The organism is Promicromonospora sukumoe (genome assembly GCF_014137995.1).
Classification (GTDB): domain Bacteria; phylum Actinomycetota; class Actinomycetes; order Actinomycetales; family Cellulomonadaceae; genus Promicromonospora; species Promicromonospora sukumoe.
In genome coordinates this window covers 530,060-542,967 of sequence record NZ_JACGWV010000001.1, presented here as the reverse complement: position 1 = coordinate 542,967, position 12,908 = coordinate 530,060, and the positions used below count along the sequence as shown (strand labels likewise).

The following is a 12,908-nucleotide window of genomic DNA, read 5'->3' as shown; positions in this document are numbered from 1 at the left end:
CGGTTGTCGTATCCGGCGCGCCCGTGCCGACCAAGGGGTACGACGACGGCAGGGCGCCGCCGCGGAGAACCCAGGAGGAACCATGAAGTACCTGATCCTGATGCAGATCAACCCGACCGTCCTCGAACAGCTCACGCCGGAGCAGAGCAAGCTGGTCCAGGACGGGCACGAGGCGTTCATGGCGCACATCAAGGAGCGCGGCGAGTTCGTCGGCACACAGGCGCTGGCCGACCCGAGCCAGAGCAAGGTGGTGCGGTCCGTCGCGGGGACGCCGCAGACCAGCGACGGGCCGTTCGCCGAGGCCAAGGAGTTCCTGGGCGGCTTCTACCTGGTCGACGTCGAGGACGAGGCGCGGGTCCTGGAGCTCGCCCGCATGATCCCGGACACGTCGATCGACGGGCTGGCCGTCGAGGTGCGGCCCGTGATGTTCAGCGACCTCGGGGACTCGTGAGCCGAGGACCCGCCGTCGGCGAGGACCTGCTGCGCGACCTGGCGCCGCAGGTCCTCGCCCGGCTCGTGCGCACCTACGGCACGGGCCAGTTCGACGTGTGCGAGGACGCCGTCCAGGACGCCCTGCTCGCCGCGCACCGCCAGTGGCCGGCCGATCCGCCGTCGGACCCGCTGGCCTGGCTCGTCACCACGGCCCGACGCCGGTACGTGGACCGGGTGCGCGCCGACAGCCGGCGCCGCGACCGGGAGGTGCGCGAGGCTTTCCTGGCCGAACCGCTGAGCACCGCGCCGGCCGGTGCGGAGCCCGGCGCCGACATCGGCCCATCGCCCGCCGACGACAGCCTGCTCCTGCTCCAGCTCTGCTGCCATCCCGCGCTGGCCCGGCCCGCGCAGGTCGCGCTGACGCTGCGCGCCGTCGCCGGGCTGACCACCGCGCAGATCGCGAACGTCCACCAGCTCCCCGAGACGACCGTCGCCCAGCGCATCACGCGCGCCAAGCGGCGCCTGGCCGAGCTCGGCGGGGACCTGCCCCGGCCCCGCGACGCCGCCGAACGGCTCAGCCCCGTGCTGGACGTGCTCTACGCGATGCTGACCGAGGCCCACCACACGACGTCGGGCACGCCCGCCCGCGACACGGATCTCGCGGCGGAGGCGATCCACCTGGCCCGGCTGCTGCGCCAGGCCCTGCCGGCGGACCCGGAGGTGGCCGGGCTGCTCGCGCTCATGCTGCTCACCGCGTCGCGCGGCCCGGCACGGCAGGCCGACGACGGCGCCCTCGTGCCGCTCGACGAGCAGGACCGGAGCCGGTGGGACCAGGCGCTGGTGCGGGAGGGTGTCGCACTGGTCGAGGCTACCGTGCCGGGCGCCGCCCCGGGCCCGTACCTGCTGCAGGCCTGCGTCGCTGCCCTGCACGCCGAGGCCGCCGACACCGCCTCGACCGACTGGTCCGAGATCCTCGCGCTGTACGGGGTGCTGGAGGTCGTGACCGGGCGGCAGAACCCGACGATCACCCTGAATCGGATCGTCGCGGAGGCCCAGGTGCGCGGCGACGGCCCGGCCCTCGACTCCCTGGCCGACCTGGAGCGCGCGCACCCCGGGCTGCCCCGGCTCGACGCGGTCCGCGCGCACCTCCTGGAACGCCAGGGCCGGACGACAGAGGCAGCCGACGCGTACCGCCGGGCCGCCCGCGCGACCCGCAACCTCGCCGAGCAGCAGTACCTGCAACGGCGCCTGCGGGCCCTGGTGACCGGGTCCCGCTGAGGTCGGCAGTTGGCCGCCCGACTCACGCTGCCGACCCCGCGACTCACGCCGCCGACCGCACCGCTCCCCGCGGCCGGACGAGGCCTAGCTCGGCGAGGCTGCGGCCGGTGTCGACCAGCGTCTCCCGCACGGGCCGCATGCTCCAGCCCAGCTCGCGGTGCGCCTTCTCCGCGCTGACGAGTTCCGCGCTGCCGACGAAGTCGAGGCCGAGCCGCACCTCCCGGTCGAACCGGCCGACCGTCCAGAGCATCAAGTACGGCATCCTGCGGCGCGGCACGCGGTACCCCTGCGACGCGAACTCGTCGTCGAGGATCCGGGCGATGTCGCCGAACCACAGGTTGTCGCCGGCGCAGATGTACCGCTGACCGGCGGCGGCGGGCGCCTCCATGGCCAGCCGGTGCGCCCGTGCCACGTCGCGCACGTCGACCGGGGCGAAGCCGAGCTCCGGGACCGCCGGGATCTCCCGGCCGAGGAGCCTGCGCACCAGCGACACCGACGTGCCGGAGGCCGCGTGCTGCACCGGCCCCAGGACGAGCCCCGGGTTGATCACCGCGAGCTCCAGCTCGGGGTGGTCCGCGACGAAGTCCCAGGCCGCGCGCTCCGCCAGCGTCTTGCTCTTCGCGTAGGGCGCGATCCGGTCCGGGTCGCTCCAGTCCTCCTCGGTACGCCGCCGGTCGCCCGCGCGCGAGGCGGCGGCGCTCACCGCGGCGAGGGACGACGTCATGACCACGCGCCCCACCCCGGCCCGGGCGGCCGCCGCCAGGACCCGCAGGGTGCCGTCGACGGCGGGCCCGACCAGCTCGGCCTCGTCCCGCGGCGGCGCGGCCGGGAACGGTGACGCCATGTGCAGCACGTACTCCTGCCCGGTGGCGGCCTCGTCCCAGCCCGCGTCCCGGGCCAGGTCGGCCTCCACGAGGTCGAGGCGCCCGCCGACCGCGTCGGCCAGGCGGCGCAGGTGCGCCACCCGCGCGGGGTCTCGCAGCGAGCGCACCGTCCCCCGCACCTCATGACCGTTCCTCAGCAGCTCCTCGATCGTGTGCCCGGCGATGAACCCCGTGGCTCCGGTGACAAGAACTTTCGACATCACGTCTCCAGTCTGAGCAGTGTTTAGATTATGAGCACCGTATAGATTGCGGCCATGGAGGTCAACGGGTCGCGCAAGCGGGAGACGTATCACCACGGCGCGCTGCGCGAGGAGCTGGTCGAGGCCTGCGTGCGGCTCATCGAGGCAGAGGGGATCGCCGCCGTGAGCCTGCGGCGCGTCGCCCGTGAGGCCGGCGTGAGCCCGGGCGCGCCCTACCACCACTTCGCGGACCGGGCGGCGCTGCTGTCCGCGATCTCGGCCCGCGGCTTCGAGCTGCTCACCCAGGACCTGCTGAGCGCGGTCGGCCCGCCGGGCACGACGTCGGGCGGCGACGAGGTCTCGCGCACGGTCGCCGCCTACGTCGCCTTCGCGCGGCGGCAGCCGGGCCACTTCCAGGTCATGTTCCGTCCCGAGCTCTCCGAGCCCGAGAAGCACCCGGCCGTGCAGGAGGCGGGCGACGCCGCGCTCCAGGTGCTGACCGACCTGGTCGGCCGGCTCGGCGTCACCGACCCGCACGCGCTCGGGCTCACCCTCTGGGCCACGGGCCACGGCCTGGCGGCGCTGGCGCTCGACGGCCTGCTCGCCCAGAAGGCCGAGACCTGGGGCACCGACCCCGACGAGCTGCTCGCCCGCGCCGTCGGCCAGGTCGGCCGGTCGGTCGACGCCCTCACCGGGACCGGCGCGGAGACCGGGCGGAGCACACCGCCGAGCGCCTAGCGGTCACCCACCAGCGCCGCGAAGCCGTCCAGGTGCCGCGCCAGGCTGTACTCGAACAGCCCGTCGACGTCCCGCGCCACCCCTCCGGGCACCGACGCGAGCAGCGGGAACCGTCCGGAGCGGAGCAGCTCGTCCGCCCGGACGCCCTGCTCCGCGTGCCACCGGTCGAGCGTGACGCCGCTGTCCTGCTCCGCCTCGACCTCGTCCGCCAGGGACAGCGCGGCGGTCACGACCAGCCCGTGCAGCGCGAGCGCCTCCCGCATCCGGACCGTCGGCGGCAGCCCGAGCCCGTCGAGCGCACGGAGCGTCCACTCGGTCTGCGCCATCATGTTCGGCACCAGGAGCGGACGGGTGAACGAGACCGTCCGGGACAGCCAGAGGTGCGTGCGGCAGAGCTGCCACTGCCTGCGGGCCATCAGCTCCAGCCGGGCCCGCCAGCCCTCGGGCCCGGTCCGGGGCAGGTCGATCTCGCCGAAGGCCCGGTCGGCCATCGCGACCAGCAGCTCGTCTTTGTTCGCCACGTGCCGGTACAGCGACATGGGGCCGACGCCGAGCTGCGCGGCGAGCCGCCGCATCGAGACCGCCTCCAGCCCCTCGGTGTCGGCGATCTCGATCGCCGCGCGCACCAGGTGGTCCCGGCTCAGCCCCTGGTCCGACGTCGCTCCGCCCGCCGGCCCTGTCCCCCGGTGCGCCACCGGCACCGCTGAAGCACTCGCCGTCGCCCGCTCCGTGACCGCCCGCCCGGCCGGCTCGCGCCCGGCCAGCGCGCTGACCACCGTGCCGGAGCCGACCCGCGCCTCGACCAGCCCCTCGTCACGCAGGACGGCGGTCACACGGGTCGCCGTCGCGACCGCGACGCCCCACCGCTGGGCGATCTGGCGCACGGACGGCACCCGGTCTCCCGGGCGCAGGTCGCCCGCGAGAATCCGGGCGCGCAGCTCCCCGGCGATCTGCCGGTACGGCGACCCGGCCTGCTGCGACGACGTGGACATGAACCCCTCCGGCTGGTCGGCACGCGCTGCTCCTCCCGCCGAGTGTACTAGTTCACCTGCTGTCGCGCCGAGGACACTTTCTCCGCGATATCACCGATGAGAGGCCCCGAGCATCGCTAGCGTGGGTAAAGTCCTGATCGACCGATACACCGTACGCATCATGCGGCGGACAGCACACCAGGGAGAACTCATGAAGAACCGGAGCGTCCTCATCTCCGGCGCCGGGATCGGCGGACCGACCCTCGCCTACTGGCTCCAGCGGTACGGCTTCGACGTGACCGTGGTCGAGCGCGCGGCCGGCCCACGCACCGGCGGGCATGCCGTCGACATCCGCGGCACCGCCCGCGAGGTCGCCGAGCGGACCGGGATCGTGCCCGCCGTCCGCGCGGCGCACACCGGGGCGCGTGGAATGGCGTTCGTGGACGAGGACAACAAGCGCGTCGCGACCCTCGGCACCGACGTGTTCGGCGATTCGGGCGGCCCCGTGGCCGAGCTGCCCGTGCTGCGCACCGACCTCGCACGCATCCTGTACGAGGCGACACGGGACGACGTCGAGTACCTCTTCGGGGACACGGTCGTGGCCGCCGAGCAGAACGACGTCGGCATCCAGGTCCGGTTCGAGAGCGGAGCGGCCCGGCGGTTCGACCTGCTCGTCGGCGCAGACGGCGTGCGTTCCACCGTGCGCGGCCTGGTCTTCGGCCCCGACGAGAAGTACCTCCGCGACCTCGGCTGCTACGTGTCGCTCTTCAGCACCACGACGACGCTGGCGCACGACGGCTGGCAGCTCATGCACACGATGCCCGCCGGGGGCGGGCGTCCCGGGCGGACGGCCGCCGTCTACCCGCGCGCCGAACCGGGCACCGCGCTGGCCGGGTTCTTCCTGCGCTCGGCGCCGCTGCGGTACGACCGGCGCGACGTCGACGAGCAGAAGCGGATCGTGGCGCGCGCCTTCGAGGGCGACGGCTGGGAGGTCCCGCACCTGCTCGCAACGATCGGCGACGCGTCCGACTTCTACTTCGACCGCGTCGTGCAGGTCGAGGTGGACGGCTGGTCCCGCGGCCGGACGGTGCTGCTCGGCGACGCCGGCTACTGCGCCTCGCCCATGTCCGGCATCGGGACCAGCCTCGCGCTGGTCGGCGCCTACGTGCTGGCCGGCGAGCTCGCTGCCGCAGCAGGCGACCACCGGCAGGCCTACGCGGCGTACGAGCTCCGGATGCGCGAGTTCGTCGACCGCGCCCACGAGTTCGCCCGCCGGTCGGGCGACAACGGCCTGATGCCGGACTCCCGGGCGCAGATCCGGATGCGCAACCTGTCGATCCGGCTGCTGCCGTACCTGCCGCGCACCCTCGTGGGCCGGGGCATGGAACGGGTCGCCAACGCCGTGAAGCTCCCGGACTACACCGCGCTCGCGCACCGCTGACGCGGCGACACGACGACCAGAGGGGGCACGACATGACGCGGGACGAGAACCCGAGGGGGCGGCTGCGCGCCGCCTGGACCCTGGCGCTGCTGACCACCCTGTGCGCGGAGCTGACCTTCACGGCCGTGGCGGTGCCGTTCGCCTGGGTGCTGCTGCCGCTGCTGCTGGTGATGTACGGCGCGGGCGTGCTGCTGGTCCGCGAGGCCGTGGTGCGGGCGGGCGGCGGCTGGCCGAGCCTCGTGCTGCTGGGCCTGGCCTACCAGCTCGCCGAGGACGGGCTGGGCCTCCAGGCGCTGACCAGCCCGAACATCTACGGCGCCGCGGACTGGGGCTGGCGCGCGCTCGGCGCCAACTGGAGCTACTGGGCGTCCCAGGTCGGGGTGCACGTGGTGTTCAGCGTGCTGGTCCCGGTGCTGCTCACCGACCTGCTCTTCCCGGGCCGGCGCGGACGCCCGTACCTGCGCACCGGGGGCCTCGTGGGCGTCGGGCTGCTGGCCGTGCTGGGTGTGGTGGGCCTGCGCGTGGTCATCAGCGGCACCGAGGACCCTGGCTACCTGGCCCCCTGGGGCTGGACGGTCGGGTTCGTCCTGGCCATCGCCGGGCTGGCGGTCGTGGCGCTGCGGGTACTGCCCCGGCTCGCTGTCCCGGTACCGCGACCGGCGGCGGCCCCGCCCGGGCCCGCGGTGGTCGCCGGCGCGACCGGGGCCGGCACCGTCGTCTTCCTAGGCTTGCTCATCCCGCCGGGCCTGGGCCCCGAGACCCTGTTCGGCGACGGCGTCCCGCCCGCGGTCCTGCTCACCGCCGCGGCGCTCGTCGGCGTCGGGCTCGCCGGGGCCACGCTGCGCTGGAGCGCCGCGCCCGGCTGGAGCGACCGGCACCGGATCTGGCTGGCCGGCGGCCTCCTCGTGGGGCACACCGCGTTCATGATGCCGGGCCCGCCCGCCAACGCGGCGATCGGCGCAGCCACGATCGCCCTGGAGGTGCTGCTCCTGACGCTGCTGGCCAGGAAGTCACGTTCTACCCAGTCATTACGCCCGAAAACCACGTGAGTTTTGGGCGTAATCGCTGGGTATACCGCGACATCGCCTGGCCCGCGAGCAAGAGGTAGGAATTCACCCACTCTGACCATGGACCAGAGGGTTGTCCGTTCCGTTACTCTTGGGGCCACCATGGGCCTGACTCGTCACCTCCGCGCGCACCTCGCCGGCACCCGGCCGGGGTCTGCGGGTGCCCTGACGGTCATGTTCCTCGTGCTCACCGTCGCGAGCGTGCACGCCCTGTGCAACGTTCACCTGGACGGGCACGGCGTCACACAGGCGCACGGCGTCACGCAGGCGCACGACGCCGAGGTGCACGCGGCAACAGCCCAGGAAGCCGTCGTCGAGACCGCCCCCGAGCCACTCGGGGACGGTTCTCACGGCTGCTCCGACCAGCACGACCTGACGGCGCGATGCGACCCCGTCCTCGTGTCGCCCGGATTCCTGACCACCCTCCCCGACCGTGGCGCGCACCGCCAGACGCCCGCGGTCGTGGACCAGGAGCACCGGGCGGCGTCGAGCGTCGCCGACGCGGAACCGCCGTCACTGCACGCCCTGGGGATCTCCCGGACGTAGACCGCCGCACCCCGTCGCCGCCACCCGGCACCGACGGGCCCGGCGCTCCCCGCCGCGGGGACGCGCGTGTGGTTTCCCCCTTCCGACCAGAAAGGTCCCAGCCTTCATGGAGCCCAACCTCGAACCGGCAGCGCCCGCGCGCGCACGGGGCCGGCACCGCGCCGCCCACCGCCCCCTGGCAGGCGTCGCACGCGTCGCCGGCGACCAGGTCACCACCTTCGCCGGCCGTGGCGCGGTCGTCGCGGCCGCCGGCGGCGGCGTGCTGCTGTCGCTCATCGCCCCGCCCGCCCAGGCGGCGCCGGCCACGATGACGGTCGGCACCGAGCTGACCGGTCAGCCCGCCCAGGCCGCGCTCAACACCGCGGACCTCAACGCCCTGACCGCCCAGGCCCGCGAGTCGGTCTCCGCGTCGACCATGATCTCCGTGTCCGCGGACGCCGAGCTGAAGGTCGAGAAGTCGGCGGTCAGCGTGGTCTCGGCCAAGCAGAACGCCGAGTACCAGGCGCAGATCGAGGCCGAGGAGGCCGAGCGGGCAGCCGCCGAGCGCGGCGCCACGGTGGTCTCCATCGCAATGCGCTACCTCGGCGTCCCCTACGTGTGGGGCGGCACCACGCCGAGCGGGTTCGACTGCTCCGGGTTCACGTCCTACGTGTTCGCCCAGGTCGGCATCAACCTGCCGCGCACCTCGTCCCAGCAGCTCTACGCCGGCACGCCGGTGTCGTGGGCAGAGGCCCAGCCGGGCGACCTGATCTGGACCCCCGGCCACATCGCGATCTACGCGGGCAACGGCATGCAGATCGAGGCGCCGGTCCCCGGCAAGAGCGTGCGGTACACGAGCATCTGGCAGTCCAACCCCACGTTCCTGCGGGTCGGCTGACGGGTCGGGTCACCGAGACGTTCTGAGCGGGCGGTGTCGCCCGGGGTCGGCCATGCTGATCCCGGGCGACGCCGCCCGATCCGTTTCTCCGCCCGTCGTCCCCGGCGGGTCCTCGACGAGGGAGCGAGGCGCCATGGTCAAGCAACCCGGCGTGGCGCGCATCCGCCGGCACTGGGACCGGCAGTCGGTGACCTACGACAGCAAGATGGCGCGCGCCGAGCAGATGTTCGGCGACACCCGCGACTGGGTGTGCCGGCAGGCCACCGGCCAGGTCCTGGAGGTCGCCGTCGGGACGGGCCTGAACCTGGGCCTCTACCCCGCGCACGCCACCCTGACCGGGATGGACCTCAGCCCGGCGATGCTCGACCGGGCCCGCCGGCACGCCGCCGAGCTGGGCCGCGCCGTGGACCTGCGCGTAGGCGACGCCCAGCACCTGGAGTTCGACGACGCCTCGTTCGACACCGTGGTCTGCACGTTCGGCCTGTGCGCCGTGCCCGACGACGGCGGCGCGGTCGACGAGATGGTGCGCGTGCTGCGCCCCGGCGGCCTGCTGCTGCTCGCCGACCACGTGGTGAGCACGTCCGCGCCGCTGCGGATGCTCCAGGCGGTCGCCGAGCTCTACAGCGTGCGGTTCCAGAACGAGCACTTCCGACGGCGTCCGATCCTGCACGTCCGGGCGGCCGGGCTGGACGTCGAGCGGCACGACCGGTTCACCCGCGGCGTCATCGAGCGGCTGGCCGCCCGCAAGCCGGCGGCGGGCTGAGCGCCCGGCGCCGTCGTCAGACCTCAACGTCTGGGTCGCGGAACATGTGCGACTCCACGAGCTCGTGCCGCCGGAAGTACGTGGTCGCCGTCGCCTGGATGGTTGCGGCGACCGGCAGCGCCAGGAACGCGCCGAGCACCCCGAACACCGCACCGAACGCGAGCACCACGAGCAGGCTGACCGCGGCGTTCATCTCCAGGGCCCGCGCCGACACCTTCGGGGCCAGGTACAGGTTCTCGAACTGCTGGTAGGCGATGACGAAGGCGAGCACGCCCACCGCCTGGGGCCAGCCCTGGGCGGTCAGCGCGACCATGGTGGGCAGGGCGCCGCCGAGGTAGGCGCCGATCGTCGGCACGAACTGGGACACCACGCCGACGAACACGGCCAGCGGCACCGAGTACGGCGTCCCCAGGATCGCGAGGAACGCGAAGGTGACCACCGTCGAGACGGCGGCGAGGACGACGCGGGAGCCGATGTAGTCGGACACCTTCGCCTGGGTGACCTCCCACAGGTGCAGCACCTCCTGCTGCCGGGCGGGCGTCAGCCAGCCGCAGACGGCGGCGCGGAACCGGGGCCCGGCGGCCAGCAGGTAGTAGGAGACGAGCAGGATCGTGAGGGTCGCGAGCAGCCCGCCGACGAGGGTGGTGCCGACCAGCAGCGCGCCCGACGCGACGTCGTCGCCGAACTCCTCCAGCGCCTGCCGCAGCAGGTTCTGGGTGTCGGGGACCACGACGTCGAACCGCTCGACGAGGAAGAGCTGCACGCTCGCGTAGAGCCGCGGCACGGACTGCGCGAGCGCGACGAGCTGCTGCACGAACAGGTTGCCGAACAGCACGATCAGCACGATGACCACGACCAGCGAGCCGAGCAGCGTGGCCGCGGCCGCCAGGCCCCGGCGCCACCCGCGCCGCACCAGCCACACCGTGCCCGGTTCGAGGACGAGCGCGATGAAGAACGCGATAAGCAGGTTCACGAAGAGCCCGTTCAGGGCCCCGAGGGCGTTCCACGCGAAGATCCCGACGAACACGGCGACCACGCCCATGGCCAGCGCCCGCGGCAGCCAGCGCGGCGGACGGGGCGAGTCGGGGGCGCCGTCGTCGGGCGAGCTGGGCGACGTCATGCCCAGACCGTAGTGCGCGCCGCGCACGCTGCCGGGGCGCCGCGCCGCTCCTCCCGAGCCAGGTCAGCCCGTGCCCCGTCCGGCCGGCTCGCCGGTCGAGCGCGACGTGAGCCGTCCGGCCACCAGGGGCAGCACCATCACGGAGAGCACGCCGGCGCCGACGAGCGCCGCGCCCGTCGCCGTCGACATGAGGTCGCGCTTCACCGCGATACCGGTCAGCGCGACCAGCAGCGGGAGGGCGGTCGCGGAGTAGAGCGCGGTCTGCACGCGTTCCGTGGCCGGCAGCTCCCCGCGGAGCCAGAGCAGCACCGGACCCCCGCGGACCAGGACCATCAGGGCGAACAGCACCAGGGGCAGGCCGGGCGCGGCGGCGATGGACGCCACGTCCAGCGCCATGCCCGAGCTCACGAAGAAGACCGGGACGAACACACCGAACGCGACGGCGTCGAGCTTCTTCTCCAGGCTGCTGATGTCGCCGGGCGCCCACCGGCGCAGCACCATGCCGCCGACGAACGCGCCGAGCACCGCGTCGAAGCCGAAGGCCGACGCGACGGAGAGCAGCCCCACCAGCAGCAGCACCGTCAGCCGCAGCGTGCTCTGCCCGGTGCCGTGCTCCGCTCCCAGGACGAGGCGCCCGGCCATCGGCGCGCGGAAGCTCGGCACCAGCGCCACCGCTATCGCCAGGACCGCGAACAGCACCAGGAGCAGGGCGGCGGCGCCCGAGCCGCGGGTCCCGAGCAGCAGCGCCATCGCGACGATGGGGCCGAGCTCGCCGTACGCGCCGACGACGAGCACGGCCCGCCCGAACCGGGAGTCGAGCCGCTTGCCGTCCCGCAGGATCGGGAGCAGGACGCCGAGCGTGGTGGTCGTCAGCGCGATCGCTCCCGCGGCCAGCACCTCCTCCTCGTCCGGCCGGATCAGCACGAGGACGACGACCGCCGCGAGCAGCAGCGACGTGCACCACGCCGCGCCGGCGAGGCGCCCGACCCGCTCGCGGAAGAGGCCCGGCTCCAGCTCGTAGCCCGCCAGGAGGAAGAGGAAGCCCATCCCCAGGTCGGAGAGCAGCGTGACGTCGTCGGGCGCGGCCAGCTTGAGCGCCGCCGGGCCGATGAGGACGCCGCCCAGCAGGAGCAGCACCACCTGCGGCAGTCGTGACCGCACCGGCATCAACGCCGTGAGCAGCGGCGCGAGCAGGGCCACCACGAACACGGGGACGAGCGGCGCGTAGACGTTCATGACTGGACCGTCGCGGGTCGCCGGGCGTTGAACAGGCCCTTGAGCAGCGTGCCGACGACCGCCCCGAGGATCGCCGGGACGGTGACGGCGGCCCCCGCGCTCACGCAGAGCAGCAGGGCGAGGACGAGGGCGGTGACCGGCATCCCGGCCGCGGCCGCCACCCCGGCGGCGATGCCGCAGGCCACCAGGGGCGCGAGCGTCGTCCCGGGGATCAGGAGGGCGGTCGCCGCGCCGGCGGCGGCCCCGATGAACACCGACGGGAAGATCGTCCCGCCGTGGAACCCGGTGCCCAGGCTCACGGAGTAGGCCGCGGACTTCACGACGGCGACGACGACCAGCGTGCCCGCGGCGGTCGTCGTCGTCAGCGTGGACAGGGACTGCTGCCCGGAGAACAGCACGGTGTCGATGTCGGCGCCCGTCGTCGCCCGGACCAGCACCGCGAGGAGGGCGACGGCCAGGCCGCCGGCGAGGAGCGCCACGAACGGGCCGCGGGCCGCCAGGTTCCGCGCGACGCCGCCGAACCGCATGGCGCCGACGATGAGACCCGCCGCGGCCACGGCCACGACGATCCCGGCGAGCAGGTCGACCACCAGGAGGGCCGGGTACGAGCCGAGGTCGCCCATGGACAGCTCGGGCACGTGGACGCCGGGCCAGTCGGCGATGCCGATGCGCACCACGTAGCCCGCGCCGAGCGCCGCCAGGATCGGGACCACCTGGAGCACCGGCTGCTCGGGGCGCGGCTGGGCGGAGAGGAACATCGCCTCCAGCACGAGCAGCATGGTGACCACGGGGTTGCCCAGGACGACGCCGAGCGCGGCCGCGGCGGACGCCATGATCAGCACCTTGGACGCGTCGGTGCCGAGCCGGCGGTGCACGGCGAAGCCGATGCTGGTTCCGATCGCGAGCAGCGGCGCCTCCGGGCCGAGCACCGCGCCGAAGACCAGGGACGACGCCGCTGCCAGCAGCGTCGAGGGCAGCTCGCGCGCCGTGATGTCGAACGCGAACCCGTCGAGCGGGTGGTGGCCGCCGTGCCCCGGCAGGCGGGACGCGCCGGCCACGCCCAGCGCGCCGAGCAGCAGGAGCAGCACGACCCACCACCAGGGCACGCCGTCGAGCCCCAGGGCGCCGGGGAGCCAGGTCCAGAACAGCCACTCCCCGCCGTGGACGAGCGACGTGAAGAGCGTGGCGAAGAGCGCTGCGGCGACGCCGACCACGGCGGGAAGCCCGACGAGCGTGGCCAGCGGCCTCTTGCCGTGTGCGTCCATGGCCGCACCTTCGGTCGCCTACCGCTGAACATGCCGATCGTCGCACCGCGTCCCGGGGTTCGCGCGCGGGCGGGACCGCGCCGCCGGGTGAGAACGCCGGGCGCCGCCGGC

13 protein-coding genes are annotated in these 12,908 nt (G+C 74.2%); 8 read left to right on the top strand and 5 right to left on the bottom strand.

The genetic code is table 11. The features are described from left to right. Positions 1-82: 82 nt before the first annotated feature. Both FHX71_RS02495 and FHX71_RS02490 read left to right on the top strand, forming a co-directional pair. Positions 83-451 (top strand): YciI family protein, encoded by a 369-nt coding sequence (locus tag FHX71_RS02495; protein WP_182614268.1) that lies wholly within the window; start codon positions 83-85, stop codon positions 449-451. Further along, positions 448-1,710, top strand: coding sequence for an RNA polymerase sigma factor (locus FHX71_RS02490; protein WP_182614267.1), 1,263 nt, complete (start codon positions 448-450; stop codon positions 1,708-1,710). The genes FHX71_RS02495 and FHX71_RS02490 overlap by 4 nt, the downstream gene beginning before the upstream one ends. Positions 1,711-1,753: 43 nt before the next feature. On the opposite strand, the gene FHX71_RS02485 is transcribed toward FHX71_RS02490, so the two are convergent. Next, a complete protein-coding gene (locus FHX71_RS02485) occupies positions 1,754-2,794 on the bottom strand; it encodes an NAD-dependent epimerase/dehydratase family protein (protein WP_220489435.1) in 1,041 nt (346 codons plus the stop codon). 54 nt (positions 2,795-2,848) lie between these two features. On the opposite strand from FHX71_RS02485, the gene FHX71_RS02480 reads away from it, so the two are divergent. Continuing rightward, positions 2,849-3,511, top strand: a complete 663-nt coding sequence (locus FHX71_RS02480) for a TetR/AcrR family transcriptional regulator (RefSeq protein ID WP_182614265.1) — start codon at positions 2,849-2,851, stop codon at positions 3,509-3,511. On the opposite strand, the gene FHX71_RS02475 is transcribed toward FHX71_RS02480, so the two are convergent. Beyond that, positions 3,508-4,503 (bottom strand): TetR/AcrR family transcriptional regulator C-terminal domain-containing protein, encoded by a 996-nt coding sequence (locus FHX71_RS02475; RefSeq protein ID WP_182614264.1) that lies wholly within the window; start codon positions 4,501-4,503, stop codon positions 3,508-3,510. The two genes, FHX71_RS02480 and FHX71_RS02475, sit on opposite strands and share 4 nt — an antisense overlap. A gap of 190 nt (positions 4,504-4,693) precedes the next feature. Here FHX71_RS02475 and FHX71_RS02470 point away from each other — a divergent pair, with 190 nt between their 5' ends. From FHX71_RS02470 to FHX71_RS02450, 5 genes are all read left to right on the top strand, one after another. Next, on the top strand, positions 4,694-5,923 hold the full coding sequence (locus FHX71_RS02470) for an FAD-dependent monooxygenase (protein WP_182614263.1): 1,230 nt from the start codon (positions 4,694-4,696) through the stop codon (positions 5,921-5,923). Positions 5,924-5,955: 32 nt separating this feature from the next. After that, a complete protein-coding gene (locus tag FHX71_RS02465; RefSeq protein WP_182614262.1) occupies positions 5,956-6,972 on the top strand; it encodes an AF_0692 family protein in 1,017 nt (338 codons plus the stop codon). Positions 6,973-7,092: 120 nt separating this feature from the next. After that, positions 7,093-7,536, top strand: a complete 444-nt coding sequence (locus tag FHX71_RS02460) for a hypothetical protein (protein ID WP_182614261.1) — start codon at positions 7,093-7,095, stop codon at positions 7,534-7,536. Positions 7,537-7,642: 106 nt separating this feature from the next. Then, positions 7,643-8,413 (top strand): C40 family peptidase, encoded by a 771-nt coding sequence (locus tag FHX71_RS02455; protein ID WP_182614260.1) that lies wholly within the window; start codon positions 7,643-7,645, stop codon positions 8,411-8,413. A 133-nt stretch (positions 8,414-8,546) separates the two neighbouring features. After that, positions 8,547-9,176, top strand: a complete 630-nt coding sequence (locus FHX71_RS02450) for a class I SAM-dependent methyltransferase (protein WP_182614259.1) — start codon at positions 8,547-8,549, stop codon at positions 9,174-9,176. 16 nt (positions 9,177-9,192) lie between these two features. Here FHX71_RS02450 and FHX71_RS02445 read toward each other — a convergent pair whose 3' ends face one another. The 3 genes from FHX71_RS02445 to FHX71_RS02435 form a co-directional block, all read right to left on the bottom strand. Beyond that, positions 9,193-10,296 (bottom strand): AI-2E family transporter, encoded by a 1,104-nt coding sequence (locus FHX71_RS02445; protein ID WP_182614258.1) that lies wholly within the window; start codon positions 10,294-10,296, stop codon positions 9,193-9,195. Positions 10,297-10,359: 63 nt separating this feature from the next. Continuing rightward, positions 10,360-11,532 (bottom strand): cation:proton antiporter domain-containing protein, encoded by a 1,173-nt coding sequence (locus FHX71_RS02440; RefSeq protein WP_182614257.1) that lies wholly within the window; start codon positions 11,530-11,532, stop codon positions 10,360-10,362. Then, positions 11,529-12,797 carry a chloride channel protein gene (locus FHX71_RS02435; protein WP_182614256.1) on the bottom strand — a complete coding sequence of 423 codons (1,269 nt, stop codon included), beginning with the start codon at positions 12,795-12,797 and terminating at the stop codon, positions 11,529-11,531. The genes FHX71_RS02440 and FHX71_RS02435 overlap by 4 nt, the downstream gene beginning before the upstream one ends. Positions 12,798-12,908 lie beyond the last annotated feature (111 nt).

Bases quoted from the DNA above. Each gene is read 5' to 3' on its own strand.
- FHX71_RS02475 (WP_182614264.1), bottom strand. From the start codon at position 4,503: ATGTCCACGTCGTCGCAGCAGGCCGGGTCGCCGTACCGGCAGATCGCC.
- FHX71_RS02435 (WP_182614256.1), bottom strand. From the start codon at position 12,797: ATGGACGCACACGGCAAGAGGCCGCTGGCCACGCTCGTCGGGCTTCCC.
- FHX71_RS02450 (WP_182614259.1), top strand. From the start codon at position 8,547: ATGGTCAAGCAACCCGGCGTGGCGCGCATCCGCCGGCACTGGGACCGG.
- FHX71_RS02485 (WP_220489435.1), bottom strand. From the start codon at position 2,794: ATGTCGAAAGTTCTTGTCACCGGAGCCACGGGGTTCATCGCCGGGCAC.
- FHX71_RS02460 (WP_182614261.1), top strand. From the start codon at position 7,093: ATGGGCCTGACTCGTCACCTCCGCGCGCACCTCGCCGGCACCCGGCCG.
- FHX71_RS02480 (WP_182614265.1), top strand. From the start codon at position 2,849: ATGGAGGTCAACGGGTCGCGCAAGCGGGAGACGTATCACCACGGCGCG.
- FHX71_RS02495 (WP_182614268.1), top strand. From the start codon at position 83: ATGAAGTACCTGATCCTGATGCAGATCAACCCGACCGTCCTCGAACAG.
- FHX71_RS02455 (WP_182614260.1), top strand. From the start codon at position 7,643: ATGGAGCCCAACCTCGAACCGGCAGCGCCCGCGCGCGCACGGGGCCGG.
- FHX71_RS02465 (WP_182614262.1), top strand. From the start codon at position 5,956: ATGACGCGGGACGAGAACCCGAGGGGGCGGCTGCGCGCCGCCTGGACC.
- FHX71_RS02440 (WP_182614257.1), bottom strand. From the start codon at position 11,532: ATGAACGTCTACGCGCCGCTCGTCCCCGTGTTCGTGGTGGCCCTGCTC.
- FHX71_RS02470 (WP_182614263.1), top strand. From the start codon at position 4,694: ATGAAGAACCGGAGCGTCCTCATCTCCGGCGCCGGGATCGGCGGACCG.
- FHX71_RS02445 (WP_182614258.1), bottom strand. From the start codon at position 10,296: ATGACGTCGCCCAGCTCGCCCGACGACGGCGCCCCCGACTCGCCCCGT.